Raw genomic sequence first — 23,864 nt, forward strand, 5'->3', positions numbered from 1 at the left:
GTGCGCAGTTCGGTGTTCGGCAATCTCGGCTCCCAGCAGCTGCCGCCGGGGTTCGCCCTGGAGAACGGCAAGATGCTGCGCGTCCAGCTCCCCGACGACGTGCTGGCCAAGCAGGGGTCGATGGTCGCCTTCCAGGGGGAGATGGACTTCGACTACGAGGGCGGCGGGCTCGGGAAGCTGTTCAAGAAGGCCGTCACGGGCGAGGGCGCCGCGCTGATGCGCGTACGCGGCCAGGGCCTGCTCTACCTCGCCGACAACGCCGACGACATCCACCTGTTCTACCTGGAGAACGAGGGCATCACGGTCAACGGCCGTAATCTGCTGGCCTTCCAGCCGCAGCTGTCCTGGGACATCAAGCGGGTCCAGGGCGCGGGCATGGCGGCCGGCGGGCTGTTCAACACGACGATCACCGGCACGGGGTGGGTGGCGGTGACCACCCACGGCACGCCGGTGCTGCTCGACGCGGCGCGCATGCCGACGTTCGCGGACGGGCAGTCGGCGGTGTGCTGGAGCACCTCCCTGCAGGTCGGGGTCAACCGGACGATGAAGGTGGGCGCGCTGATCGGCCGGGGGAGCGGTGAGGCGATGCAGCTCGCGTTCAGGGGTCAGGGGTTCGTGCTGGTGCAGGCCAGCGAGGGCGCCCCGGTGATCAAGGCGCAGTCCTAGATCGCGCAGGTGGGCGTCGGGGCGGTGCCGGCCCCGGTGGACGAGCCGAGGAAGCCGAACGTGGTGGACGCCCCCGGCGCCAGCGAGCCGTTCCATGCCGCGTTCCGCACGGTCACGGACGAGCCGTTCGCGCTCAGTGTGCCGCCCCAGAGCTGGGTGACGCGCTGACCGTCGGCGTACGTCCAGCTCACCGTCCAGCCGCTCATCGGCGCGGCGCCGGTGTTGGTGACGGTCACCTCGCCCTGGAAGCCGCCCTGCCACTGCCCGGTCGTCTTGTACGCGGCCGCGCAGTCACCGGCCGGCACGGTGGGTGTGACGGTGGGCGTGACGGTGGGGGTCGGGGTGCCCGCGAGCGCCTCGACCAGGGCCGGGTACCACTTGTCGGACATCTTCTGGTCACCGGCCGCGTTCGGGTGCACGCCGTCGTAGGTGTCGGTGGCGGTGTTGAAGCCCGTCCACTGGTCGACCACGGTGATCGGCGACTGGCCGGTGGAGGTCGCGGCGGCCCAGGCGGGGATGGCGTCGTTGAGGGCCACGGTGCGCCGGCCGCAGTCAGGGCAGGTGGCCGGGTTCATCGGGATGATCTCAGCGACCAGGATCCGCATGTTCGGGTTGCTCGCCCGCATCTGGTTCACCAGCGTGGTGAACGCGCCGAGGATCGTCGCGGGCGCGATGTTGCTCCACACGTCGTTGGTGCCCAGGTGCATGAGCACGACGTCGGGCCGGGTGGCCGCGAGCCAGCCGGGCAGCATGTTCTGGTTCGCGATGTTGGTGGCGAGATAGCCGCCGTGGCCTTCGTTGTCGCCGTCGTGCGCCACCCCGCAGCCCTGCGGCGGCAGCGTGCCGACGAAGTCGATGTTCGTGTGGCCGGTGCTCTGCAGCCGGTTCCACAGCATCGCCCGCCAGCAGCCGGGGGAGCCGGTGATCGAGTCGCCGAGCGGCATGATGCGTACGGCCGCCGCCTCGGCCGGCGTCGTCGCGAACAGCACGGCCGCGATCACGGTCACCATCCCCGCCAGCACGGCGCCGATTGCGCGCATCGTCCGATCTCCCGTCGTCAGCCTGCGCAGATCGTAAGGAGCGGCAGGCGGAACGGGGAAGCTGAAGGTCAGGACCGCGGGCATGAGCTGCGGGGACGCATGTAACTTTCAGGCGGCGGCGCGTACCACCGCCAGCGGGCAGGGCGCATGGTGCAGCATGGCCTGGCTGATGGATCCGATGAGCATGCCGGCGAGCTGTCCGCGCCCGCGCGAGCCCACCACCAGCAGCTCGGCCCCGGCCGCCGCCTCCTTCAGCACGTCCACGGGATGCCCGTGCACGATCTCGGCGACGGCCTCGACGCGGGGATGCCGGGCGCGGTACGGCGACAGCGCCTCGTGCAGCGCCCGCAGGTGGCCCTGCTCGCTCTCGGGGTCGGCCGGCCCGAAGCCGCCCGGCTGGGGCCAGGCCCACGCCTGGACCACCCGCAGCCGCGCCCCGCGCAGCTCGGCCTCGGCGAAGGCGAACTCCAGGGCCTGCTCGGCGCACTCGGACAGGTCGGTGCCCGCCACCACCTCGCCGGGCGTGGCGGGGCGGTCGCGGACGAGGACGACGTTCGTCTCGGCGTGCGCGACGACCCCGTACGCGACCGAGCCGACCAGCAGCCCGCGCACGCCGCCGATGCCGCTGCTGCCGACGACCAGCAGCTCGGCGTCGGCGGCGGCCTTGAGCAGGGCCGCGCGGGGATCGCCGGGGAGCAGGACGGTCTCCACACGCACCTGGGGCCGCTCGCGCAGCGCGCGGTCCTTGGCGGAGGTGAGCACGGTGCGCGCTTCCTCGCGCATCCACCGCGCCACCTCGGCGTAACGGACGGGCTGGTCCTCCTCGCACACCCACTTGGGCACGACGTGCGCGACGGTCAGCGGAACCTGGCGCAGCACGGCCTCGGTGGCGGCCCAGCCGGCCGCCTCCAGGCCGGCACGGGAGCCGTCCACACCTACGATGATCAACTCGGCTCCTCAGGACGCGGTGTAGCACTCCACCTCGGCGCGGCGGAACGACAGTCCCACGGCCTCGGAGTCGCGGACGCACGCGCGCTCCGCCTTGCTGAGCTTGAGCGTGCCGCAGACGGTCACGCCGGAGTAGGTACGGCAGTCGAGCGACGGATCGGTACGGCCGACGCGATAGAGCTCTCTGACGTTCTTGCGGCACTTGGCCTTACCGGTATCGGAGTAGCGGCACTGGGCCAGCAGGGTGTCGAACTGCTCCTGACTGACCTCGTGCTGTTGCATGCCGTCCCCGGCGGCGGCGGTGGCGCCGGATGCGGCCATCACGACGAGTAGTCCTGCGACAGCGGCGATTCTCATCATGTTTCCCCTGATGGGGTCCGTACCGCTGAGAAGCCCCGCCAAACCTTTTCGCCCTGGTTTGGGATCCAGCCCCGCGTGGGTACGATCACCGCCGTCCAACGCGGGAGCCCGGTGGAGACCGGGCTGAGAGGACGGCTGCCAGCCGCCGACCGCCAGAACCTGCTCCGGGTAATGCCGGCGAAGGGAGTTTGCGCGATGACTGACGCGCGCTTTTCCAAGATCTACAGCGGCGAGCTGCGGGTGCCGATGCGGCAGGTGAACCTGTCGAACGGCACGGCGGTGACGCTGTACGACACCTCGGGCCCGTACACCGACCCCTCCTACGAGCCCGACCTGCGGCGGGGCCTGCCGCGCCGCCGGGCCGAGTGGATCGAGGAGCGGCGGGCCGCCGGGCACCCGGTCACCCAGGTCGGCTGCGCGCGGCGCGGGCTGGTGACCAAGGAGATGGAGTTCGTCGCGGTCCGCGAGGGCGTCACGCCGGAGTTCGTACGGGACGAGGTCGCGGCCGGCCGGGCCATCATCCCCGCGAACGTCAACCACCCCGAGACCGAGCCCATGATCATCGGCCGCAACTTCCTCGTGAAGATCAACGCCAACATCGGCAACTCCGCGGTCACCTCCTCCATCGAGGAGGAGGTCGAGAAGATGACCTGGGCCACCCGCTGGGGCGCCGACACGATCATGGACCTGTCCACCGGCGACGACATCCACGAGACCCGCGAGTGGATCCTGCGCAACTCCCCGGTCCCGGTCGGCACCGTGCCGATCTACCAGGCGCTGGAGAAGGTCAAGGGCCGGCCGGAGGAGCTGTCGTGGGAGGTCTTCCGCGACACCCTGATCGAGCAGTGCGAGCAGGGCGTGGACTACGTGACCGTGCACGCGGGCGTGCGGCTCGCGCACGTGCCGCTCACCGTGCGCCGCAAGACCGGCATCGTCTCGCGCGGCGGCTCGATCATGGCCGCCTGGTGCCTCGCGCACCACCGCGAGAGCTTCCTGTACGAGAACTTCGCCGAGATGTGCGAGATCCTGGCCCGCTACGACGTGTCGTTCTCGCTCGGCGACGGCCTGCGGCCCGGTTCGATCGCCGACGCCAACGACGAGGCCCAGTTCGCCGAGCTGCGCACGCTGGGCGAGCTGACCGTGATCGCGCGCGAGCACGACGTGCAGGTCATGATCGAGGGCCCTGGACACGTGCCCATGCACAAGATCAAGGAGAACGTCGACCTGCAGCGCGAGCTGTGCGACGACGCCCCCTTCTACACCCTCGGCCCGCTCGTCACCGACGTCGCGCCCGGCTACGACCACATCACCTCGGGCATCGGGGCCGCCATGATCGGCTGGTTCGGCACCGCCATGCTCTGCTACGTCACCCCCAAGGAGCACCTCGGCCTGCCGGACAAGGACGACGTGAAGACCGGCGTGATCACGTACAAGATCGCCGCGCACGCCGCTGACCTGGCCAAGGGGCACCCGAAGGCGCAGGAGTGGGACGACGCGCTGTCCGACGCGCGCTTCGAGTTCCGCTGGGAGGACCAGTTCGACCTCTCGCTCGACCCCGACACGGCCCGCGCCTTCCACGACGAGACGCTGCCCGCCGCGCCCGCCAAGACCGCGCACTTCTGCTCGATGTGCGGCCCCAAGTTCTGCTCGATGCGGATCAGCCACGACATCAGGCGGGCCGGTTTCGAGGAGAAGGCCGCCGAGTTCCGTCGCCTCGGCGGCACGATCTACGTGGAGTGACGCCACCAAGTGCCCAGGCCGCGGCTAGCCGGGGAGCGTCTCGCCGCCGATCGGGGCCAGCACCTCGCCCGTGTAGTACGAGGACAGCCGGTCGGAGGCGAAGAACACGTACGAGGGGGCGATCTCGTCCGGATGGGCGGGTCGCCCCATCGGCACCTGCTGGCCGAACTTCTTCACCTTCTCCTCCGGCATCGTGGCCGGGATGAGCGGCGTCCACACCGGGCCAGGCGCCACCGCGTTGACCCGGATGCCCCGCTCGACCAGGTTCTGGGCCATGGAGTAGGTGAAGGCGTTGATCGCGCCCTTCGTGGCGGCGTAGTCGATGAGCGACTTGTTGCCGCGCAGGCCGTTGATCGACGAGGTGTTGATGATGGCCGCGCCCTCGCGCAGGTGCGGGAGCGCGGCCTTCATGACGCGGAAGTAGCTGTGGATGTTGACGGCGAACGTGTGCTCCCACTGCTCGTCGTCCAGCTCCTCGAGGCCGCTCACCGGCTGCTGGTAGGCCACGTTGTTGACCAGCACGTCCAGGCCGCCCAGCTCGGAGACGGCCTGCTCGACGACCGACGCGCAGTGCGCACGGTCGGCCAGGTCGCCGGGCAGCGTCACGCAGCGCCGCCCGGTCTCCTCGACCAGCTTGCGGGTGTGCGCGGCGTCCTCGTGCTCGCTCAGGTACGCGATCGCGACGTCCGCGCCCTCCTTGGCGAACGCCACGGCGACCGCCCGGCCGATGCCCGAGTCGCCGCCCGTGATCAGGGCCTTCTTGCCGGCGAGCAGGTCGCGGCCGACGTAGTCGCGCATCTCGTCGCGCGGCTCAGGGGCCATCTCGCCGGTGCTGCCCGGGTACGGCTGGTTCTGCGGTGGTGGTGTGTGCGACATGCCTTGCGGGCTGCCCGTGGTCAGGTGGGGCTAACGCCCGTCATCGGACGAACCCCTCCGACCTGAGCCAGTCGCGGGCCACCAGCGCGGGCATGCCGCCGTCCACGTCCACCTGCGCGTTCAGGTCCCGCATGACGTCGTCGGTCAGCTTCGCGCTGATCGGCGCGAAGATCTTCGCGATCTCCGGATGCGCGTCGGCGAGCTGCCTGCGCATCGTCACCGCCGCGTTGTACTGCGGGAAGAAGTGCCGGTCGTCCTCCAGCAGCACCAGGTCCAGCGCCTTGACCCGGCCGTCGGTGGTGGTCATCATGCCGAGCGTGCACTGGCCGCTGGCCACCGAGTTGTAGAGCACGCCGACCGACACCCTGCGCACGTTCGCCCTCGGCACCTCCTCGCCGTACGTCAGGCCGTAGCCCTTGAGCATGCCGAGGAAGCCGTCGTCGCGGCCGAACGTCTCGTGGTCCACGCAGAACGTGCGCTGCGCCACCGGCACCTCGGGGATGTCGGAGATCTTCGACAGGCCCCACTTCTCGGCCGACGCCCGCGTGACGCCGATAGCGTAGCTGTTGTTCAGCGGGGCGGGCGGCAGCCACACGATGCCGTTCTCGCGCAGGTCGAGGTCGCGTACGGCCTCGTACTGCGCCTCCGCGCCCTGGACGGGCTTCTGCTGCCCCAGGTAGGTGATCCAGCCGGTGCCGGTGTACTCCCACATCAGGTCGGTGCCGCCGCGGATGAGCGAGGCGCGGGCGTTCACGCTGCCCTGGACGTTCGTCCTGTCCTCCACGTCCGCGCCCGCCGCGGTGAGGGCGAGCACGGCGATCTTGCCGAGCACGAGCTGCTCGGTGAACTCCTTGGACGTCACCCGTACGCGCTGCCCTTCGAGCCCGGGCACCGGGCGGATGCCGCCCGGCTCCACCGGCGGCACGAACGACGACGCCGGCCGCAGCCCGCAGGCCACGACGCAGACCATGACCGCAACGGCCGCCAGGAACGCCCTCATGAGAGCCCCTTCGGCGACAGCAGCCGCTGCGCCAGGCCCGCCGCCCAGTCGATGAGCAGCGCCAGCACCGCGATCAGCACGCAGCCGGTGACCAGGATCAGGCTGCGCTGCGTGCTCACCCCCGCGGTGATCAGGTCGCCCAGGCCGCCCGAGCCGATGAACGCCGCGATGCCCGCCGTGCCCACGTTCAGCACCAGCGTCGTACGGATGCCCGAAAGGATCACCGGCACCGCCATCGGCAGCTCGACCTTGAACAGCACCCCTGACGCCGACATGCCGATGCCGCGCCCCGCGTCCACCAGGCGCGGGTCCACCTGCTCCAGGCCCACCATCGTGTTGCGCAGCGTCGGCAGCAGGCTGTAGGCGAACAGCGCCGCCACCGCCGTCCAGAACCCGATCTGGAACACCACCGCGAGCAGCACCACCAGGCCCACCGCCGGGGTGGCCTGGCCCAGGTTCACCAGCGACAGCACCACCGGCGTGGCCCTGCGCAGCCCGCGCCTGGTCAGCAGCACGCCCAGCGGCAGCGCCACCAGCAGCACCAGCACGGTCGAGAAGAACACCAGCTGGATGTGCTCCCACGTGCGGCGCATCAGGAACGTCAGGTTGAGCGAGCCGCGCTCGATGCTGTCCAGCGGCGCGACCTGCGTATAAATGATCATCGCGGCGGCTATGGCGAGGTAGCACAGCGGAGGCAGGATCGCGTGCCACGACCGCCCGATGCGCGGCTCAGGAGTGGTCGCCTCCCTGTCGGCGGCGCTTCCGACCGTCATCGGGCACCGCTCCTGCGGTGGCGGCGCTCGCGTTCGCGCGCCTTGATCGTCTGGATCGCGCTCTGCACCGTGCTCAGCGACAGCGCCCCCGCGTACGAGCGCCGTCTGCCCTCCACCGGCACCACGTCGGTGTCGGCGTTGAGCAGCGCCTCCAGGGCGTCCTGCAAGGTCATGCGGTGGTGGATGGTGCCGGTGACCGGGTCGCCCGCCGTACCGACCGGGCCGGTGCGGCCTTCGAGGTCGGCCTGGCTCACCCAGCGCAGCGGGCGGCGCATCCCGTCGGTGATCAGCGCGTAGCCGCGGCCGTCGAGCTCGATCTCGCGCAGCAGCTCCGCGCAGTCGCGGTCCTCCGAGAAGTACGGCACCTGGTCCAGCTCGATGTCGCCCACCTTCGTCAGCCGCAGCAGGCGCATCGACGAGCCGGCGCCCAGGAACTGCTCGACGTAGTCGCTGGCCGGATTCGTGAGGATCTCGGCGGGGCGGGCGTACTGCACGATGTGGCCGGGCCGCTGCATGATCGCGATGTGGTCGCCGATCTTGAGCGCCTCGTCCACGTCGTGCGTGACGAAGACGATGGTCTTGGCCAGGTCGTCCTGGAGGCGGAGCAGCTCGTCCTGGAGGCGTTCGCGGGTGATGGGGTCGAGCGCGCCGAACGGCTCGTCCATCAGCAGCACCGGCGGGTCGGCGGCCAGCGCCCTGGCCACGCCCACGCGCTGCTGCTGGCCGCCCGACAGGCGGCGCGGATAGCTGTCGCGGAACGTCTCGGGCTCCAGCCCCACCAGCGTGAGCAGCTCGTCCACGCGCTCGGCGATGCGCGCGCGGTCCCAGCCGAGCATCTTCGGCACCTGGGCGATGTTCGCCGCCACCGTCATGTGGGGGAACAGGCCGGCCTGCTGGATCACGTACCCGATGTGGCGGCGCAGCCGGTCGGGGTCGATCTCGCGGGAGTTCTGGCCGTTGATGATGATGTCGCCCGAGGTGGGCTCGATCAGCCGGTTGATCATGCGCATCGTGGTCGTCTTGCCGCAGCCCGACGGGCCCAGCAGGACCACGATCTCGCCCGCCTGGATGTCGAGGTCCAGCTCCTGGACGGCGGGCTCGCCGCCGCCGGGGAACGACTTGGTCACCTTGCGCAGCTCGATCGGCACTCCGCCGGTCGTCGCGGGCCGCCGCAGGTCAGCCACGGGCACCTCCGGTCGCGGGCCGCCGGCTCGGCGTGGTCAGCCGGCCGATGAGCACGAAGACGCCGTCGAAGATCAGCGCCAGGATCGCCACGCCGATCGTGCCCGTCAGCGTGGCGTTGACCGCGTTCGCGCCGCCGAGCCTGGCCAGGCCGGAGAAGATCTGCTCGCCGAGCCCCGGGCCCGACACGAACGCGGCGACCGCGCCGATGCCCATCGCGAGCTGCGTGGCCACCCGGATGCCGGTCAGGATCACCGGCCAGGCCAGCGGCAGCTCCACCCTGGCCAGCGACCTGCGGCGGCTCATCCCGATGCCGCGGGCGGCGTCGACCAGCAGGGGGTCCACGCCCTGCAGGCCGACGACGGTGTTACGGACGATGGGCAGCAGCGCGTACAGGACGATCGCCGTCACGGCGGGGGCCACGCCCAGGCCGAGCGGCGGGATCAGCAGGCCCAACATGGCCAGCGACGGCACCGTGAACAGCACCCCCGCCGCCGCTATCGCGAAGGCCGACGGTCTGGCGCGGCGGTAGGTGGCCACGCCGATGAGCACGCCGAGCACGGCCGCCACCAGGACACACTGGGCGACCATGCTGGCGTGCTGCAACGTCTCGAAGACGATGAGATCCCATCGGTCTTCGACGTACTCCCACAAGCTCATCCCCTACCCCGTAACCGGGAAGTCCTGCCTCAAACGCCCCATCTGTCACTTTGTTCCCAACAATGGGGCGGGGAGGGTTGCGTCTTGACCCGGCGCTTTCCCGCTTTAGATGAGAGGTTTCTCATCTGGGCCTCAGCGTGGTCTCCTCGAAGGGCGGCAGGGTCGGGGGCATGAGACATCGGGGCACGGTGATCCTCCTCGTTCTGGGGGCCGCGGCGGTGGGGTTCATGTCGGTGGGGCTGGTGCGGGCCGCCGATCAGGGGGCCGACCTGGGCGGGCCCATCGTCGTCACGCCCGAGCCCTCGGGGTCGCTGACCTCGTCGACGCGGGCCTCCACACCGTCGCCGTCGCCTTCCTCCTCGTCCTCGCCGTCGGGCTCCTCGCCGTCCACGGCCTCCCCGTCCACCGCCTCTCCGTCCGCTCAGCCTCCATCCGCTCAGCCTCCGTCCGCGAGAGACGGCACGCCCGATGCGGAGCCGCGGGCGAGCGAGCGGGCCGCCGCCGAGCGCAGGTCCAGAGCCGAGCCGGTCGCGCCACCTCCACCGCGGCGCGGAGGCGGCGGTTTCGCCGATGACGACGACGGGGGCGATGATGACGACGGTGACGACGCCGGTGATGATGCCGGTGACGACTGACGAGGAGGCCACATGCGGGTGAGCGCCCGTGCCCGGATCGTGGGCTGGATGCTCACCGTCGTCGGTCTCGCACTCTCCGTCGCGATCTTCGCCACCTGGACCATCCTGCTCGCCCGGCTCGACGACCGCATGACCCACGAGCTCGGCAACGAGGTCGACAAGCTGCGCCGCTACGCCGCCACCGCCCTCGACCAGCAGACCGGGCGCAAGGTCACCGACGTGGGCGACCTGCTGACCGGCTACCTCGCGGTCAACGCGCCCGACCGCTGGGAGACGTTCTTCAGCATCGTCGACGGCCGCGCCGACCGCGCCACCTCCGTGCCGCCGCCGGTCCCGCTCGACGGCGACGCGGAGCTGGTCGCCGACATGGCCGAGGCCACGCGCGTCGAGCGCGACGAGGTCGAGACCAGCCGGGGAACGGTCCAATACGCGGTCATCCCGGTCACCGTGTCGGGCGACGCCCGCCAGGGGCACTTCGTCGTGGCCATCTTCTACGACATGCACCGCGACGAGATCGTCGATGCCGTACGCGTGCTCGGGCTGTCCGCGCTCGCGGCGATGGCGCTGGCCGGGGCGGCCGGCTGGCTCGTGGCCGGGCAGGTGCTCGCGCCGCTCCGGCTGGTCAGGCAGACCGCCGAGCAGATCAGCGACTCCACCGACCTGACCCGCAGGCTCGACGTGCCCGGCGACGACGACGTGGCGGCGGTCGCGGCGACGTTCAACCACATGCTCGACCGGCTGGAGCAGGCGTTCGTGGTCCAGCGGCACTTCATGGACGACGCCGGCCACGAGCTGCGCACCCCCATCACCGTCATCCGCGGCCACCTCGAGCTGATGGGCGACGACCCCGCCGACCGCGCCGAGACCCTCGCCCTCGTCACCGACGAGCTCGACCGCATGAACCGCATCGTCGACGACCTGCTCACCCTCGCCAAGGCCGAGCAGCCCGGCTTCCTCGCGCTCGACAACGTCGAGCTGGCCGACCTCACGGTCAGCGTGGTCGCCAAGGCCCGCGCGCTCGGCGCCCGCACGTGGCGGGTCGACGAGGTGGCCGAGGCCAAGCTGCCCGCCGACCGGCAGCGGCTCACCCAGGCGCTCATGCAGCTCGTCGCCAACGCCGTGCGCCACACCGCCGACGGCGACCTCATCGCCGTCGGCTCCGCCGTCCGCGACGGCCGCGTCGAGCTGTGGGTACGCGACAGCGGGCCCGGCGTCCCGACCGCCGAGCGCGAGCGCATCTTCGGCCGGTTCGTCCGCGGGGCCGGCCGCACCGGCGCGCACGACGGGGCCGGGCTGGGCCTCGCCATCGTGCGCTCCATCGCTCAGGCCCACGGCGGCCACGTCCGGGTGACCGACGCCCCCGGCGGTGGCGCCTGCTTTGTCATGTCCCTGCCGATGTGGGAGTTGTGGAGGCTCGGGTGAACCGCATCTTGATCGCCGAGGACGAAGCCAGGATCGCCGCCTTCGTGGAGAAGGGGCTGCGGGCCAACGGCTTCGTGACGGCCGTGGTGGGCGACGGGGTGGCGGCGTACGATCTGGCCGCTGCCGGCGGGTTCGACCTGCTCATCCTCGACATCGGGCTGCCGCGCAGCGACGGGTTCACCGTGCTGCGGCGCCTGCGCGAGGCCATGGTCACCATCCCCGTGATCATCCTGACCGCGCGCGACAGCGTCAGCGACACCGTGGCCGGGCTGGAGGGCGGGGCCGACGACTACATCGCCAAGCCCTTCGCCTTCGAGGAGCTGCTGGCCCGGGTGCGGCTGCGGCTGCGCGCCGACCGTACGCCTGAGGTGACCGTGCTGCGGGTGTCGGACTTGTCGCTCGATCTGCGGACGCGGCGGGTGTATGTGGGGGATCGGGCGGTCGACCTGTCCACCCGCGAGTTCGCGCTGGCCGAGATCTTCTGCCGCCACCCCGACCAGGTCCTCACCCGCGAGCAGTTGCTGAGCCACGTGTGGGGCTTCGACTTCGACCCCGGCTCCAATGTCGTGGACGTCTACGTCCGCTACCTCCGCCGCAAGATCGGCCCCGAACGCATCGAAACGGTCCGCGGCACCGGCTACCGCATGCGAGTCGCCTGACCGCAGCGTAGCTGGATGAGAGTCGCCTGACCGCAGCACGGCTGGATGAGAGTCGCCTCATCATCGCCTCACTTCCACCTCACCCCCGCCTACCAAGCTGTTCACCAGGAAGCCAACGAAAGGAGCAGCCTTGGCAGCCGGACTGGCGATGGACCTCGTGGCGATCCTCGTACTCGCCTATGGGCTCTACTACCGCCGACACCACCGCCGCGACCTGTTGTTCGCCTACATCGCCCTCAATGTGGGCATCTTCGCCGTCGTGTCCCTGCTGCTGGTCCAGCGGGTCGACATCGCCGTCGGGTTCGGCCTGTTCGGGGTGCTGTCCATCATCCGCCTGCGGTCGAGCGAGATCACCCAGCAGGAGATCGCCTACTACTTCATCGCGATCGTGCTGGGCCTGGTCAACGGCATCGCCGGAGCGTCATGGCCGTTGACCGCCCTCCTGCTGAACGCCGTCCTCCTCGCCGTCATCTACGTCGGCGACCACCCCCAGGTCCTCGGCCGCACCCGCCATCAGGTCGTCACCCTCGACGTCGTCCACACCGACCCCGACCTGCTCCGTGCCGACCTGGAGAGCCGACTGCGGGCGAAGGTGCTGCAGTGGGAGGTGACGCAGGTGGACTACGTACGCGACGTGACGGTGGTCGACGTCCGCTTCACCTCCGCCCCGTCCGTCCGCGTAGGAGCCCGCTGATGCCGACCATCCACCGAGCACCCCTCACCGTCTGCGGTCCCACCCCCAACGTGCCGTCCACCGGGTGCCGCATACCTGCGGCCCGTGGCCTGTCGCCCGGAGATCAGGGCCTGCCGTTCGCGAGCCTCGCAACCCCGTCCGAGCGCGGCCGGTCCGCCGACGACACGCAGGTCCACGTACGGCGGGGGGAGGGGTTCGTCGGGCGGCCCTACGCCGACGCGTTGCTCGCCGGGGTCGCGGCCCGGTTGCCGGGCATGGAGCTGGACGACGTCCCCCAGCTCATGAGCCGGGTCGATCGCAAATACATCGTGACGGCCGCCACCATGTCCCACCTGGCCGCCGAGCTGGGCGACCGGTTCCAGGTGCTGCGCATCGACGGCCGCCGCCAGTTCCGCTACACCTCCACCTACTACGACACCCCCGACCTGCTCACCTATCACCACCACCGGCAGGACCGCCGGCGCCGGTTCAAGCTCCGCACCAGGACCTACCTCGACGGTGGCGGCCAGTGGCTGGAGCTCAAGCTGAGCGGCGCAAGGGGCAGCACCGACAAACACCGCATCCCGTACGACGGCGCTCCCGGGCAGCCGCTCACCGAGGAGGCGCTCGACTTCGCCCGCGACACGCTACTCAGAGAGCTGCACCTCGTCGCACCCGAGCCGCTGCAACCGGTGCTGGCCACCGACTACAGACGGGTCACCCTCATCGACCAGGCGGGTGGCGCCCGCCTCACCTGCGACACCGGCCTGGTGTGCCGTGACGGCCACCGCCGCGCCCCCGCTCGCGGCGACATGGTCCTGCTGGAGTCGAAGTCGGCGGACGGCCGCGCGCTGGCCGACAAGGTGCTGCGCGGCCTCGGGGTGCGCCCGGTCAGCGTGAGCAAATACTGCCTGGCCGTGGCCGCCCTCCGCGCCCAACCCGCCAACCGCTGGCACCCCATCCTCCACCGCTACTTGCTCCCCGCCGCATGACGGTGGCGGCGGGTGGGTGCGTAAGCCGCCAGAGGGGTTATGGCGGTGGGGGCGGGGGCGGACCACGTGCCAAGGGGATGCGGCGGTCGGGGGCAGCCACGTGTCGAGCGGTGTTGAGGCGGTCGGGTGATGCGTTATTCGCCGGCGGGTCTGGGTGATGGCCGCCGGGAGGCGGTGGGTGGTCCGTGGGGCGGGTTTCTCGGGGTGGTCGGGGTTTGTCCCCCTTGCGAGCTACGCGCAGTTGTCCACCGTGTGGTGACGACCGGCACGGGGTCTGGTCCATAGCGTTTGGGGTGTCGGGGGCGAGCCGACTAAGCGGCCGCCGGCACCGTCGGCCGGTCAGGTCGGCGGACTGAGACTCGCTTGGGAGGATGACATGATCCGGACGTTCAAGGCAGCCGCTGTGATCACCCTGTGCACCGCCGTCGGCATGGGGGTCGCCGCGGGGCCGGCCGCCGCTGCCGAGGAGTGGGACCCGTTCGCGAACGCCAACGTGGCGAGCTGGGATCCGTTCTCCGGGGGCAAGCGCGTCGCGGACCCGTTCGTCGGCACCAAGAAGATCAAGGTCGCGGGCAAGTCGGTGAACGTGTCGTGCTCGGGGCGGCCGGCCAAGGGGCGCAAGCCGGTCATCGTGCTGCTGGCGGGCATGGGTGACGGGCTGGACAAGCTGGCCAAGCTGCAGAAGACGCTGAGCAAGAAGAACCGGGTCTGCTCGTACGACCGGCTCGGCGAGGGCGCGAGCGACAAGCCGTCCGGGAAGCAGACCTTCGCCGGCACGGGCAAGATCCTGACCGGGGTGCTCGACCGGGTCGCGGGCCGGCAGCCGGTCGTGCTGGCCGGACACTCGCTGGGCGGGCTCATCGCCGCTCGCTACGCCCCCGAGCACCGCGACCGGGTCAAGGGCCTGGTGCTGCTGGACGCCACCCCCTCCACCATGCTGCGCGACGTCAAGAAGGCGATCCCGGCGTCGGCCAAGGGCCCGGCGGCCGAGCTGCGGGCGCAGAACCTCGCGGTCTTCCAGGGGCAGAACCCCGAGATGCTGGTCGTCCCCGACGGCAAGGTGGGCTACGCCGGGAACATCCCGGTCGAGGTGATCAAGCACGGTAAGCCGTACCTCGCGGCGCTCCCGACGTACGGGCCGAAGCTGGAGCGGGCGTGGACCGCCGGCCAGCGCAAGTGGCTGGCCCTGTCCCGGCAGAGCCGCCTGACCGTGGCCAAGAAGAGCGAGCACTACATCTACGTCGACCAGCCCGAGGTCGCCGTCAAGGCCATCCAGACCGTCGCCGCCAAGGCCGCCCGCCACGGCCGCTGACCTGGCCTGAGGTGTGGCGCCTGGGGGGATCGAAGCACGGCCGCTGCCGGGGGTGGGCACCTGCCCGGCAGCGGCCGGCGAGTTTCCATGCCCGGCCAAATCCCAGGTCCGGACTTTTGGGGAAATGCGGCTTTCCGGTGGATTAGTGGTAATAGCAGGCGGTCGGCTGGGCTTGGGAAGTGTGCCTGAAGAAGGGCCGCCGGGATCGCCGGGGTGCGCCAGAAGAAGGGCTGCGGGGATCGCCGGGGTGCGCCTGGAGAAGGGCTGCGGGGGTTGTCGGGGTGCGCCTGGAGGCAGGGGCGGGACTTGCCCGGGGGTGGGTGGGGAAGCTCGACAAGGGGGCTTCGTGGTGATAGGCAGGGACTTGACCTGCGGATATGAGCGAATGCCTGCGAGAGTGGTGACCGGGTCCTGGCGTGATGTCTGGTTGTTCGGTGGGCAGGCTGCTTGCGTAACAAGGGATATTTCTCATGCTTGAGCGCATTCATGAGATACCGGGCGTCTTGCTGAGTGCGGATGAATATCTCGACGACTTCTGGCCTAATTTCCGGAAAATTGATGATGTGTTCTGGAAGCTGGAGCGCATTCAGAGCTTCAGGGAGGCCGGGGAGCCGAGCTGGGTCGCGATGATGGAGGGCGACTGGGATCGTTCGCTCAAGCTCATCGACGACAAGCCCATCGGGGTGTTCGACAGCCGGGGCGGGTTGATGCGGGAGTGCGAGCGCCCGGCCGAGAACTTCCTGCGCCGCCGCATCAGGATCGTGGAGCAGCCGGTCACGCCGTACCTGCAGTGGGAGATGCACGTGCTGGCGCTGCGGGTGGCGACCGTCGAGCAGGTGCGGGTGCTCGACGCGGGCGAGGTGGCCGAGCTGGAGGGCGGGCGGCGGCTGCCGGAGCTGGTGGTGCTGGGGACCGTGGTGATGTACGAGGTGACGTACGACGAGGCTGGGACGCACAGCGGGGCGCGGCGGATCGACGACCGGGAAGTGATCGAGGCCTGCCACGGCGAGCTGGACAAGCTGTTCGCGGCGGGTGAGGACTTCCGGGCCTATTACGACCGGGAGATCGTGCCGTTGCCGGCGCCCCGGGTGAGCGTCTGAAGGAGCGGCCCTACAACGGCAGGTCTCCGGTGGCGGCCGAGGTGGAGCCGGTGGCCTGGTAGGCGGCGATGGTGCGCTCGGCGATGCGCATCTGGTGGATCTCGTCGGCCCCGTCGGCGAAGCGGGCCCACCGGGCGTGCTGGAACATGTGGGCAAGCGGCGTGTCCGTGGAGTAGCCGAGCGCGCCGTGCACCTGGATCGCGCGGTCGATGATCCGGTTGAGGCTGTTGGCGACGAAGTGCTTGGCCATGGAGACCTCCGTACGGAAGTCCTCGCCCTTGTCGATCTTCGAAGCGGCGTGCAGGACCATGAGCTTGCACTGATACAGCTCCATCGCCGAGTCGGCGATCATCCACTGGATGCCCTGCTTCTCGGCCAGCAGCGAGCCGTGGCTGTAGCGGTTGAGTGCGCGGTCCACCATCATGTCGAGGGCCGTCTCGGCCTGCGAGATCCAGCGCATGCAGTGGGCCAGCCGGGCCGGCCCGAGCCGGTACTGCCCCAGCCGGTGCCCGTTGCCCCGCCCGCCGAGGATGGCGCTGGACGGCACGCGCAGGTCCTTGATGACGATCTCGCTGTGGCCGGTGGAGCCGTGCATGGTCTCCACCTCGCGGACGTCGTTCCAGCCCGGGTTGGGCAGGTCGATGAGGAACGCGGTGTTGGCGCCCCGCGACCCCTCCGGGACGTCCTTCTCGGTACGGGCGATGAGGATCGCGAAGTTGGCCCGCCGCGCGTTCGAGATGAACCACTTGTGGCCGTTAATGATCCATTCGTCCCCGTCCTGCACGGCCTCCGTACGGATCAGCGTCGGGTCGGAACCGGCCACCTCCGGCTCGGTCATGGCGAAGCAGGACATCTGCCTGCCTTCCAGGAGCGGCCGGAGGTACTTCTCCTTCTGCTCGTCGTTCGCCCAGTGCAGGAGCGTGTGCATGTTGCCCTCGTCGGGGGCCTGGCAGTTGAGCACCCACGGGCCGATGCGGGTCTTGGCCGCCTCCGACTGCACCATGGCCAGCTCGACGTGCCCGAGCCCCATGCCGCCCCACTCCTTCGGCATGTGCGGCAGCCACAGCCCCTGCTCCTGGGCGAGCGAGCGCAGGTGGAAGATCGTGCGCAGGTACGCGTCGCGGTCCCCCTCCTGCACCTCGTCCATGGCGGGGATGACCGTGCCCTGGATGAACGCGCGGACCCGCTTGCGGATCTCCTCGTGCTCGGGGGCGAGGGTGAAGTCGATGGCCATGCGGTCGTACCTCTCAGTGTTCTCGGTGGGTGATCAGTCGGGGAAGTGGCAGGCCAGCCAGTGGTCCTCGCCGATCCGCCGGATCTGGGGCTCCTCCTGCGCGCACCGCGCCGCCGCGCGCGGGCAGCGGGTACGGAAGCGGCACCCCGTCGGCGGGCTGACCGGCGACGGCGGCTCGCCGCTGATCAACGTGTCGGCGGGCGGCAGGTCGAGGCCGCCGCCCGGGATGGAGGCGATCAGGGCTTTCGTGTACGGGTGCGCCGGGCGGCCGATCAGGTCGGCGCTGGGCGCCAGCTCGCACACCTTGCCCAGGTACATCACCAGGATCCGGTCGCTGACGTTCTTCACCACGGCCAGGTCGTGGGCGATGAAGACGAGCGTGAGCCGGAAACGCTCCTTGAGATCCTCCAGGAGTCCCAGGATCTGCGCCTGCACGGAGACGTCGAGCGCCGACACCGGCTCGTCGCAGATCACCACCTCGGGGTCGAGGACGAGCGCCCTGGCGATCGAGACGCGCTGGCACTGCCCGCCGGAGAACTCGTGCGGCCTGCGGACCGCCGCCGTCTCCGGGTCCAGGCCGACGGCTTCCAGCACCTCGTCCACGCGGTCGCCCGGCAGGTTCCAGACGCGGGGGCCCTCGCCGACGATGTCGCGGACGCGGCGGCGCGGGTTGAGCGAGGAGATCGGGTCCTGGAAGATCATCTGGAGGCGCCTGCGGGTCCTGCGCAGGGCCTCGCCGCGCAGCTCGGTCAGCTCCACCCCGTCGAGCCGTACGGAGCCCGAGCGCGGCGGCGGGAGCTGGACGAGCGCGCGGGCGGCGCTGGACTTGCCGCAGCCCGACTCGCCCACGATGCCCAGGGTCTCGCCGCGCGCCAGGTCGAAGCTCACCCCGGAGACCGCGCGCACAGTGCGACCTCGGCCGGCGGGAAACTCCACCACCAAATCCTCCACCCGCAACAACACGTCGTCACGGGCTCGAAGGTGCGCGTTTCCGCTACCGGCCATCGGGGGCTCGCCTCTTTTCGGGAGGAAGGGGGAGCAACACGTCGTTACGGGGGCGGAGGTGCGCGTTTCCGCTACCGGCCACTTTGCTCACCTCTTTCTGCGGAGGAGGGGGAGCCGACCCTCGTAGGGGGAGGGGCGGCTGCGGCCCGCTCACCGTTTTCGGAGGGGGAAGGGGCGGCGGCCCCTTCCCCGGTCGCGGTGGTCGTTGCGGGGTTCTGGGTGGGGCGGGGGTGCCAGCAGGCGTAGGTGTGGGGGTGGTCGGTGAGGAGTGGGGGTGCGTCCTCGGCGCAGCGGGGGGTTGCGTACGGGCAGCGGGCGCGGAAGGCGCAGCCCTGTGGCAGGTCGACCAGATCGGGTGGGCGGCCGGGGATGACGCGGAGGCGGTGGTGGACGGGGTCCGTCAGGCGGGGCGCGGCCTGGAGGAGGGCTTCGGTGTACGGCATGCGGGGCCGCGCGAACACCTCGGCGGCGGGCCCGCGCTCGACGACCCGCCCCGCGTACATGACGATGACCTCGTCGGCCCACTGGGCGACGACGGACAGGTCGTGGCTGACCAGCACCACCGCCATGTCCCGCTCCTCGCGCAGCCGGTGCAGCAGCCGCAGCACCTGGTCCTGGATGGTGACGTCGAGCGCGGTGGTGGGCTCGTCGGCGAACAGCACGTCGGGCCGGCACGACAGCGCCATCGCGATCGTGACCCGCTGCCGCATCCCGCCCGAGAGCTGATGCGGGTAGCGGCGCAGCATGCGGGCGGGGTCGGGGATACCGACGGAGGCGAGCAGGCGGACGGCCTCGTCGCGGGCCTCGCGCCGGCTCATCCGCAGGTGCACCCGGAGCGGCTCGGTGACCTGGGTGCCGATCGTGCGGACGGGGTTGAGCGCGGTCATGGGGTCCTGGAACACGGTGCCGAGCCGCAACCCGAGCACGGAGCGCATCTCGGCGGGCCCGTACGCGGTGAGGTCGTCGCCGGACAGCAGGACGTGGCCGCCGCGTACGGCGGTGCCCGGCAGCAGGCCGAGGATGGACCGGATCAGCATGGACTTGCCCGACCCCGATTCGCCGACGATGGCGAGGGTCCTGCCACGGTCGAGGGCGAAGGAGACGCCGTCCACGGCCTTGACGAGGCCGCGCGGGGTGACGAGGTGGGTGCGCAGCCCCTCGACCTGGAGCAGCGCGTCACCCACGGGAGCGATGGGGGCGGGGGCGGCGATCTCGGGAGCCTGGCGCACCGGCTCCAGGCCGCTCTCGCGGACGTCCGTCAGCGACCGCAACCGGTCCCCGACCAGGTTGAACGAGAGCACGGTCAGGAACATCACCACCGAGGGAGCCAGCACCACGTGCGGCGCGGTCTCCATCAGCGTGCGGCCCTCGTTGATGAGCCCGCCCCAGGTGGGCGTGGGCGCCTGGACGGACAGGCCGAGGAAGGCGAGGCTGCCTTCGGCGACGACGACCACGGCCATGCCGATGAACGCGTACGAGGCGGCGGGCACGGCCACGTTCGGCACGATCTCCCGCCACAGGATGCGCCGGTCGCGGGTGCCGAGGACGCGCGCGGCCAGCACGAACTCCCGCTCCGCGAACGTCAGCGTGGCCCCCCTGATGAGCCGCACCCACGAGGGGATGCCCAGCACGCCGAGCACGATGAGCACGTTCCGCAGGCTCGCCCCGGCGAAGGCGACCACGGCCAGCGCGAACACCAGGGCGGGGAACGCCTGCGCCACGTCGTTGACGGCCATGATGACCGCGTCGGCGGCCTTGCGGCGGTAGCCGGCCAGGATGCCGAGCGGCGCGCCGATGCCGAGGCCGAGCAGAACGGCGCCGACGCCCACGCCGAGCGAGACGCGGGCGCCGTACACGACCCTGCTGAGCACGTCGCGGCCGAGCCCGTCGGTGCCGAACGGGTGCGCCGCGCTGGGCCCCGACTGCGGCGGCCCGGCCAGCGTCTCGTCGTAGCGGGCGAGCGGCAGCAGGTCGGCGAGCACGGCGGCGAGCAGCACGAGCCCGATCCAGCAGGCCGCCAGCCAGAAGGCGGGCCCGAGCCGCCCACCGAGCCCCCGACCGAGCCCCCGACCGAGCCCCCGACCGAGCCCCCGACCGAGCCGCCTACGCACGCCGGATCCTGGGGTCGACGGCGGCGTACACCAGGTCCACCGCGAAGTTGACGACCACGTAGCCGACCGAGATCAGCACGACGCCTCCCTGAACCGTCAGGTAGTCGCGGGAAAAGATGGAGTCGACGATGAGCCGCCCGACGCCGGGCAGACCGAACAGGGTCTCGATGATCACCGTGCCGCCGATGAGCGCGCCCAGGTTGAGCCCGACGGCGGTGATGAGGGTGATCGCGGAGGGGCGCAGCGCGTGCCGCCACAGGATGCGCCGCGGCGACAGGCCGCGGGCCCGTGCGAGCGTGATGTAGTCCTCCTGGAGGGTGGCGATCAGGTCCGTACGCAGCAGCCGCGCGTACACGGCCAGCTGCCCGCAGCCGAGCGTCACCGCGGGCAGGATCACGGAGGTGAGGTTCCACCCGAGGTCGAGCGAGATCGGCGTCCACCCGGTCGCCGGCAGCACCTGCCAGGTGACCGCGAAGAGCAGGATCAGCAGCACCCCGAGCACGAACACGGGCGTGGACAGCAGCGCGAAGCTGAGCGCGGTGAGCGCCTGGTCGAGGGCGCGGCCGGCGCGGCGGGCGGCGGCCACGCCGACGGGGATGGCGAGGCCGAGCGCGATGAGCTGCGCGGCGACGAGCAGCTCCAGCGTGACGGGCAGCCGCTCGGCCAGCTCGGCGGCGACGGGCATCCTGGTGATGTACGAGGTGCCGAAGTCGCCGGTGGCGAGCCCGCCCAGCCAGTCGGCGTAGCGCACCAGCAGCGGCTGGTCGAGCCCGAGCTCCTGGCGGAGCTGGGCGCGGGCCTCCTCGGTCGCCGACAGGCCCAGGATCTGCGTGACCGGGTCGCCGGGCAGCAGGTTGAGCAGCACGAACGACAGGAAGGTCACCACGACCAGCACCACCGCGAGCCGGACCAGCCGGTGGAGGACGATCACCGCTCGCTGACCCAGAGCTGGCCGAACGGGTGGTACGGGATGGGCGAGCCGGTCAGCGGCAGGCCCTTCTCACCGTCGGGCAGCAGGTGCTCGCCGATGCCGCGCACCTTGTTCCGCGCCACGATGGCGCCGGTGTGGAGGTGGTCGATGAACACGTACGGCACCAGCTCGCGCAGGCGTTCCTGGACGGTGGCGTACGCCTGCTTGCGCACGGCCTCGTCGGCGACGGCCCTGCCCCGGTCGAAGGCGGCGCTCAGCTCGTCGTCCTTGAGCCTGGTCATGTTGAGCGAGACCTGGCCGACGGGCTTGGCGTAGCCCTGGTGCATCCAGATGTACTCGCCGTCGGGGTCCTGCGAGGAGAACTGGGTCCAGACGGTGGCCGCGAAGTTGCCGGTGATGGCCCGGTTGATCAGGTCGGCCTGGTCGGCCTGCTTGATCGTGACGTCGATGCCGGCCTTGCGCCACATGTCCTGGGCCAGCTCGACGCCCTGCATGGTGTTGGGGTCGGGGGTGGAGATCAGCTCGAAGCGGATCGGGCCCTTCTCCGCCTCGACCTCCTTGACCAGGGCGGCGGCCTTGGCGGGGTCGTAGCCGGGGTAGCCGCCCTCGGTGTACCACTTGGAGTCCTTCGACCAGGGGCCGTCGGCGGGCTGGGTCAGGCCGCCGCGCAGGGTGGAGATGACGGTCTCGCGGTCGGTGGCGTGGGCCAGTGCCCTGCGCACCCGTACGTCGTCGAGCGGCGCGACGGCGGTGTTGAGCAGGAACATGTACTCGGCCACCGCCATGCCCTCCGCCCGGTGCACGGTGTAGGTGTCCTTCATGGCGCCGAACTTGGTGAGGTCCTCGTCGCGTGAGGTGCCCATGGCGTCCACGCCGCCCGCTTCGAGGGTCTGGGCGCGGGTCTGCGTGTCGGGCAGGACGCGGAACTCGATCTCGTCGAGGTACGGCAGGCCCTGCCGCCAGTAGCGGGGGTTGCGGGTGACGACCATGCGGTTGTCGGGGACGTACTCCTTGAAGATGAACGGCCCGGTGCCCACCGGTTTGAGGCTGGCCGCCTTGGGGTCGCTGAGCGAGGCGGGCGGGACCATCATGCCGGTCTGGGTGGACAGGTAGTAGGGGAAGGCCACCCAGGGCTGGTTCAGCACGACCTTGACGGTCATGGGGTCGGCCAGCTCGAACGACGTGATCGGCACGAACACCGCGGCCGTCAGCGGGGACGCCTTCTGCGCCTCCAGGTTGGCCTTGACGATGTCACCGGTCAGCGACATGCCGTCGGAGAACGAGATGCCCGATCTCACCTTGATCGTCCACTCGTCGTACGTCTTGTTCGGCGTGACCGACTCGGCCAGGTACGGCTTCCAGTCGCCGTCCTCGGCCACGCTCACCAGCGGCTCGATGATGGTGCCGACCATGCTGTAGCTCTGCGCCGCGAACTGGTCGGTGACCGGGTTGAACCCGTTGGCGTCGGCGCTGAGTGCGTAGACCAGGCGTCCGCCCTGGGTCGGCCCGGTCGCGGCGGGCTCCCCTCCGGGTGGTCCTTCTGCGACCGGTCGTTGCCCGCTGCAGGCCATGAGCAGCGTCGCGGCCAGCAGCAGTGCGGCCGGCGTCCTCCAGCGTCTCATCCACGCCTCCTCCCGGCTGATCCCCCGAGAGCAATTTCACCGATAGTACTATCGGTGAAATTCCGCACAAGACCCGCGAGACAATCGTTACTGGAGGGAGGGGATCGATGACGAGCACGCCGCTCACCAGGAGCGAGGCCAAAGACCTGACCAGGCGCAAGCTCATCCGCGCCGCCTTGACCATCCTCGACGAGGAGGGCGAGGCGGGCCTGACCACGGTCAAGGTCGCCAAGGCCGCCGGCATCGCGCAGTCCAGCTTCTACGTGCACTTCAAGGACATGCAGGAGTTGCTCAGGGTGCTGGCGGAAGAGGGTGGCGAGCGGTTGCGCGCCTCCATGCGCGAGGCCCGCCGCAGGGCCCGCGAGGCTCCCGGCGATCTCGAACGTCACCGCGAGACGTTCCGCATCCCGCTCGAGGCCATCTGCCGCCATCCCGAGCTGCTGCGCATCCAGCTACGGGCCCGCCACGACCCCTCGTCATCGCTGCGCGACTTCGCCCGCGAGACGGCGGCCGCCTACCGCGACCATCACGCCGCCGACCTGGCCGCGCTCGGCTACACCGCCGACGACGAACGCGACAGGCGGCGGCTTGAGATGATCGCCGAGGGCATCAACGCGGCCACCAACGCCCTGGCCATGGGCCATCTGGAGGGCCGCTACCCCGACCTCGACGAGGCCGCCGACATCCTGACGGCCCTGTCCCGCGGCGCCCTCCGCCTCCTTCGCCACACCTCCGGCAAAACCCCGTCAGGCGGGGCGGGGGAGCCGGATGAGGCGGGGGCCGCCCAAGGCGGCGGCCCTCGCTGAGGCGGCAGGGCAGCCGAGCCGGCCGGCCTCGGCCGCTGAGGCGGGCCCACCCGCTCCCCGACATCACCCCCGACGACCTCCCCAAGCAGCCGAGCCGGCCGGCCTCGGCCGCTGAGG

The 23,864-nt window shown here is 70.9% G+C and carries 23 protein-coding genes and 1 riboswitch; of the genes, 9 read left to right on the forward strand and 14 right to left on the reverse strand.

Annotated features, from left to right (window positions below; translation table 11 throughout):
• The gene (locus AB0K28_RS06110) at nt 1-666 is read left to right on the forward strand and encodes an AIM24 family protein (RefSeq protein ID WP_345409575.1); all 666 of its coding nucleotides are present in this window, start codon (nt 1-3) and stop codon (nt 664-666) included.
• Here the strand turns inward: AB0K28_RS06110 and AB0K28_RS06115 are convergent.
• The 3 genes from AB0K28_RS06115 to AB0K28_RS06125 form a co-directional block, all read right to left on the reverse strand.
• Nucleotides 663-1,706, reverse strand: a complete 1,044-nt coding sequence (locus AB0K28_RS06115) for a cellulose binding domain-containing protein (RefSeq protein ID WP_364365702.1) — start codon at nt 1,704-1,706, stop codon at nt 663-665. The genes AB0K28_RS06110 and AB0K28_RS06115 overlap by 4 nt on opposite strands.
• 108 nt (nt 1,707-1,814) lie before the next feature.
• Nucleotides 1,815-2,654 (reverse strand): universal stress protein, encoded by an 840-nt coding sequence (locus AB0K28_RS06120; RefSeq protein WP_345397126.1) that lies wholly within the window; start codon nt 2,652-2,654, stop codon nt 1,815-1,817.
• A 9-nt stretch (nt 2,655-2,663) separates the two neighbouring features.
• A complete protein-coding gene (locus AB0K28_RS06125) occupies nt 2,664-3,014 on the reverse strand; it encodes a hypothetical protein (RefSeq protein ID WP_345397128.1) in 351 nt (116 codons plus the stop codon).
• 90 nt (nt 3,015-3,104) lie between these two features.
• Nucleotides 3,105-3,217, forward strand: a riboswitch (TPP riboswitch).
• Between AB0K28_RS06125 and thiC the strand changes: the two genes are divergently transcribed.
• Complete coding sequence (thiC, locus tag AB0K28_RS06130; protein WP_364365706.1) at nt 3,210-4,754, forward strand: phosphomethylpyrimidine synthase ThiC; 1,545 nt, start codon at nt 3,210-3,212, stop codon at nt 4,752-4,754. (Overlaps the previous riboswitch by 8 nt.)
• Nucleotides 4,755-4,778: 24 nt before the next feature.
• On the opposite strand, the gene AB0K28_RS06135 is transcribed toward thiC, so the two are convergent.
• The 6 genes from AB0K28_RS06135 to AB0K28_RS06160 form a co-directional block, all read right to left on the reverse strand.
• Nucleotides 4,779-5,630, reverse strand: coding sequence for an SDR family oxidoreductase (locus AB0K28_RS06135; protein ID WP_364365709.1), 852 nt, complete (start codon nt 5,628-5,630; stop codon nt 4,779-4,781).
• Nucleotides 5,631-5,670: 40 nt separating this feature from the next.
• Nucleotides 5,671-6,630 (reverse strand): glycine betaine ABC transporter substrate-binding protein, encoded by a 960-nt coding sequence (locus AB0K28_RS06140; protein ID WP_345397134.1) that lies wholly within the window; start codon nt 6,628-6,630, stop codon nt 5,671-5,673.
• The gene (locus tag AB0K28_RS06145; protein ID WP_345397137.1) at nt 6,627-7,403 is read right to left on the reverse strand and encodes an ABC transporter permease; all 777 of its coding nucleotides are present in this window, start codon (nt 7,401-7,403) and stop codon (nt 6,627-6,629) included. The genes AB0K28_RS06140 and AB0K28_RS06145 overlap by 4 nt, the downstream gene beginning before the upstream one ends.
• On the reverse strand, nt 7,400-8,587 hold the full coding sequence (locus tag AB0K28_RS06150; RefSeq protein WP_345397140.1) for a betaine/proline/choline family ABC transporter ATP-binding protein: 1,188 nt from the start codon (nt 8,585-8,587) through the stop codon (nt 7,400-7,402). Before AB0K28_RS06150 ends, AB0K28_RS06145 begins: the two co-directional genes overlap by 4 nt.
• Nucleotides 8,580-9,245: an ABC transporter permease gene (locus AB0K28_RS06155; RefSeq protein ID WP_364365714.1), complete on the reverse strand. Its 666-nt coding sequence runs from the start codon at nt 9,243-9,245 to the stop codon at nt 8,580-8,582. Before AB0K28_RS06155 ends, AB0K28_RS06150 begins: the two co-directional genes overlap by 8 nt.
• Nucleotides 9,246-9,501: 256 nt before the next feature.
• Nucleotides 9,502-9,651, reverse strand: a complete 150-nt coding sequence (locus tag AB0K28_RS06160) for a hypothetical protein (RefSeq protein ID WP_345397146.1) — start codon at nt 9,649-9,651, stop codon at nt 9,502-9,504.
• Nucleotides 9,652-9,892: 241 nt separating this feature from the next.
• Here AB0K28_RS06160 and AB0K28_RS06165 point away from each other — a divergent pair, with 241 nt between their 5' ends.
• The 6 genes from AB0K28_RS06165 to AB0K28_RS06190 all read left to right on the forward strand — a co-directional run bounded on the left by AB0K28_RS06165 (nt 9,893) and on the right by AB0K28_RS06190 (nt 16,038).
• Nucleotides 9,893-11,302 carry a HAMP domain-containing sensor histidine kinase gene (locus AB0K28_RS06165; RefSeq protein ID WP_364365717.1) on the forward strand — a complete coding sequence of 470 codons (1,410 nt, stop codon included), beginning with the start codon at nt 9,893-9,895 and terminating at the stop codon, nt 11,300-11,302.
• Nucleotides 11,299-11,961, forward strand: a complete 663-nt coding sequence (locus tag AB0K28_RS06170) for a response regulator transcription factor (protein ID WP_364365720.1) — start codon at nt 11,299-11,301, stop codon at nt 11,959-11,961. The genes AB0K28_RS06165 and AB0K28_RS06170 overlap by 4 nt, the downstream gene beginning before the upstream one ends.
• A 148-nt stretch (nt 11,962-12,109) precedes the next feature.
• Nucleotides 12,110-12,655, forward strand: a complete 546-nt coding sequence (locus AB0K28_RS06175; protein WP_345409576.1) for a DUF4956 domain-containing protein — start codon at nt 12,110-12,112, stop codon at nt 12,653-12,655.
• Nucleotides 12,655-13,626, forward strand: coding sequence for a polyphosphate polymerase domain-containing protein (locus tag AB0K28_RS06180; RefSeq protein WP_364365723.1), 972 nt, complete (start codon nt 12,655-12,657; stop codon nt 13,624-13,626). Before AB0K28_RS06175 ends, AB0K28_RS06180 begins: the two co-directional genes overlap by 1 nt.
• Before the next feature lie 376 nt (nt 13,627-14,002).
• A complete protein-coding gene (locus AB0K28_RS06185; RefSeq protein WP_364365726.1) occupies nt 14,003-14,938 on the forward strand; it encodes an alpha/beta fold hydrolase in 936 nt (311 codons plus the stop codon).
• A 470-nt stretch (nt 14,939-15,408) separates the two neighbouring features.
• Nucleotides 15,409-16,038, forward strand: a complete 630-nt coding sequence (locus tag AB0K28_RS06190) for a DUF6879 family protein (protein WP_345397155.1) — start codon at nt 15,409-15,411, stop codon at nt 16,036-16,038.
• Between the two features lie 10 nt (nt 16,039-16,048).
• On the opposite strand, the gene AB0K28_RS06195 is transcribed toward AB0K28_RS06190, so the two are convergent.
• The 5 genes from AB0K28_RS06195 to AB0K28_RS06215 form a co-directional block, all read right to left on the reverse strand.
• Nucleotides 16,049-17,272: an acyl-CoA dehydrogenase family protein gene (locus AB0K28_RS06195; protein WP_364365730.1), complete on the reverse strand. Its 1,224-nt coding sequence runs from the start codon at nt 17,270-17,272 to the stop codon at nt 16,049-16,051.
• 33 nt (nt 17,273-17,305) lie between these two features.
• Nucleotides 17,306-18,178, reverse strand: coding sequence for an oligopeptide/dipeptide ABC transporter ATP-binding protein (locus tag AB0K28_RS06200; RefSeq protein WP_364365733.1), 873 nt, complete (start codon nt 18,176-18,178; stop codon nt 17,306-17,308).
• Between the two features lie 170 nt (nt 18,179-18,348).
• Nucleotides 18,349-20,388 carry a dipeptide/oligopeptide/nickel ABC transporter permease/ATP-binding protein gene (locus AB0K28_RS06205; RefSeq protein WP_364365736.1) on the reverse strand — a complete coding sequence of 680 codons (2,040 nt, stop codon included), beginning with the start codon at nt 20,386-20,388 and terminating at the stop codon, nt 18,349-18,351.
• The gene (locus tag AB0K28_RS06210) at nt 20,381-21,319 is read right to left on the reverse strand and encodes an ABC transporter permease (RefSeq protein WP_345397164.1); all 939 of its coding nucleotides are present in this window, start codon (nt 21,317-21,319) and stop codon (nt 20,381-20,383) included. The genes AB0K28_RS06205 and AB0K28_RS06210 overlap by 8 nt, the downstream gene beginning before the upstream one ends.
• On the reverse strand, nt 21,316-22,941 hold the full coding sequence (locus AB0K28_RS06215; RefSeq protein ID WP_364365740.1) for an ABC transporter substrate-binding protein: 1,626 nt from the start codon (nt 22,939-22,941) through the stop codon (nt 21,316-21,318). The genes AB0K28_RS06210 and AB0K28_RS06215 overlap by 4 nt, the downstream gene beginning before the upstream one ends.
• Before the next feature lie 107 nt (nt 22,942-23,048).
• On the opposite strand from AB0K28_RS06215, the gene AB0K28_RS06220 reads away from it, so the two are divergent.
• Nucleotides 23,049-23,747: a TetR family transcriptional regulator gene (locus AB0K28_RS06220; protein ID WP_345397170.1), complete on the forward strand. Its 699-nt coding sequence runs from the start codon at nt 23,049-23,051 to the stop codon at nt 23,745-23,747.
• The last annotated feature ends 117 nt before the right edge of the window (nt 23,748-23,864 follow it).

The organism is Nonomuraea sp. NPDC049504 (assembly GCF_040676845.1).
In the GTDB taxonomy this organism is placed as follows: domain Bacteria; phylum Actinomycetota; class Actinomycetes; order Streptosporangiales; family Streptosporangiaceae; genus Nonomuraea; species Nonomuraea salmonea.